The sequence below is a fragment of the Paraburkholderia sp. JHI869 genome (assembly GCF_038900775.1).
In the GTDB taxonomy this organism is placed as follows: Bacteria; Pseudomonadota; Gammaproteobacteria; order Burkholderiales; family Burkholderiaceae; genus Paraburkholderia.
Map to the genome: position 1 here is coordinate 1 of NZ_JAYMSC010000101.1, position 482 is coordinate 482.

Consider the following 482-nt stretch of genomic DNA (forward strand, 5'->3'; position numbering starts at 1 on the left):
ATCTGACACCCTGCGGTGTTCCAACTGCCGCTATCGCAAGCGAGCTCCTCAGCGAACGGTCCTGCGCTCTAGCTTTCGCTGTTGATCTGCCCTGCCTTCTCAGCGAAGGACCGAACGCAGGCATTGCGCCTCAGTCACCAAAGGATGACTTCAACCAATCCAGCAACTGCCGGGCTGCCGGACGCAGGTTGGCGTCTCGCCAGTTGTAGACGCTCAGGGCTTCCGGCAGATGGGTGGATTCGGCAAAGGGCCGTACCAGGTCGCCGCTGGCGAGCATTTTTTCGGTGGTCCGACGCCACCCCAATGCAAAACCGAACCCCTCGACACAAGCCTGCATCATCACTGGATAGCTGTCGAAGAGTTTGTCCTTGGAGCCACCCGCCTTGATGCCGAATTCCAGCAACCAATCGTTCCAGGTGCTCCAGTCTTGCGGTACTGCAACGTGGTGCAGCAGCGGCAGGTTGGCCAAGTCCGCCAAGACC

1 protein-coding gene is annotated in these 482 nt (G+C 59.8%); it reads right to left on the reverse strand.

What is annotated here, in order from left to right:
- Positions 1–130: 130 nt before the first annotated feature.
- A partial coding sequence (locus VSR72_RS44045) for a LysR substrate-binding domain-containing protein (protein WP_342958422.1) occupies positions 131–482 on the reverse strand: 352 nt, incomplete at its 5' end.